The sequence below is a fragment of the Nocardia farcinica genome (genome assembly GCF_029867845.1).
Classification (GTDB): domain Bacteria; phylum Actinomycetota; class Actinomycetes; order Mycobacteriales; family Mycobacteriaceae; genus Nocardia; species Nocardia farcinica_A.
Genome location: NZ_JARWRU010000915.1, coordinates 1 through 1,290, shown reverse-complemented (window position 1 = coordinate 1,290; position 1,290 = coordinate 1). Strand labels below are relative to the sequence as shown.

At 72.2% G+C, this 1,290-nt stretch carries 1 pseudogene and 1 riboswitch; the pseudogene reads right to left on the bottom strand.

Annotated elements, in window-relative coordinates:
- Positions 1-801: pseudogene (locus tag QH283_RS20135) on the bottom strand (glycine dehydrogenase (aminomethyl-transferring)); the annotation flags it as partial.
- A gap of 161 nt (positions 802-962) precedes the next feature.
- A riboswitch (glycine riboswitch) is annotated at positions 963-1,060 on the bottom strand.
- Positions 1,061-1,290 lie beyond the last annotated feature (230 nt).

Genomic DNA, 1,290 nt, shown 5'->3' with positions numbered 1-1,290 from the left:
CCGCTGGGTGGTGCCGAAGCAGGCGTCGGCGCCCTGCTCGCCGGGCGGGGTCACCAGGGTCGTTGCCAGCAGATCCGCCCCGGCCGCGACCAGCGCGCCGCGCTCGTGCGCGGCCGCGACCAGCGCCGACCAGTCGACCAGCCGCCCCGAGGCGCCCGGCGTCTGCACGACCACGCCGAAGAACTCGCCCTCCGGCAGCCCGTCGGCGACCAGATCGGCCTCGACGATCTCGATGCCCAGCGGCTCGGCGCGGGTGTAGAGCACGGTGCGGGTCTGCGGGAACAGGTCGGTGTCGATCACCAGCCTGGCCGACTTCGACCGGCCCGCGCGGCGCAGCAGCGTCATGGCCTCGGCGGCCGCGGTGGCCTCGTCGAGCATGGAGGCATTGGCCACCTGCATACCGGTCAGGTCGGCGACCATGGTCTGGAAGTTCAGCAGCGCCTCCAGCCTGCCCTGGCTGATCTCCGGCTGGTAAGGGGTGTAGGCGGTGTACCAGGCCGGATTCTCGATGATGTTGCGCACCAGCACCGGCGGGGTGAGGGTGTCGTAGTAGCCGAGGCCGATCATCGAGGTGGCGACGGTGTTGGCGGCGGCCAGCGCGGCCAGCTGGGCCAGCGCCTCGTGCTCGCCCACCGCGGGCGGCAGCGCGGCCAGCGGGCCGTCGGCCTCGTCCAGGATGCTCGCCGGCAGCGCGGCCGCGGCCAGCTCGTCGAGGGAGCCGACACCGACCACCTCCAGAATGCGGGTCAGTTCGGCGGCATCGGGACCGATGTGGCGGTCGGCGAAGTCGGATCGGGTCACGGCGGCAACTCCAGGCGGGCGGGTCGACCGGGTCGACAGGTTCCTGCCCTCCCCCTCTGTCGCCGGTGCCTGAGAGATTCGGCCCCGGCGGCGCGCCGGAACCTTTCCCCGTGGGCGGGCGATCACGCGCATGCGCGCGACCACCGCTTTCCAGAGGCGTCGAGGGTCGTACGGTCCTGGTGCCTGAGAGGTTGACGGGGAGGTGTTGCTCCTTCGGCGCCCGGTTGCCAGCGAACCGGGACTCTCCCGCACGACGCGACGCCCACCCAGTCTAGGACGGGCGCGACCCGATCACCGTCTTCGCGGCGGTGTCGCGCTCGTCACTGCGGCGAATTCCCGGCGAACGCCGGTGTACACCGACGACACGAGCCAGGGGCCCCCCGCGAGGGAACCCCGACGGGCCCCGGGGGTCGACCCCGTGTCCCGTATACCCTGGGGCGAATAATACCCCCCAATCGGCGGTAGGACAAATAGTACACCGGGCGGTAG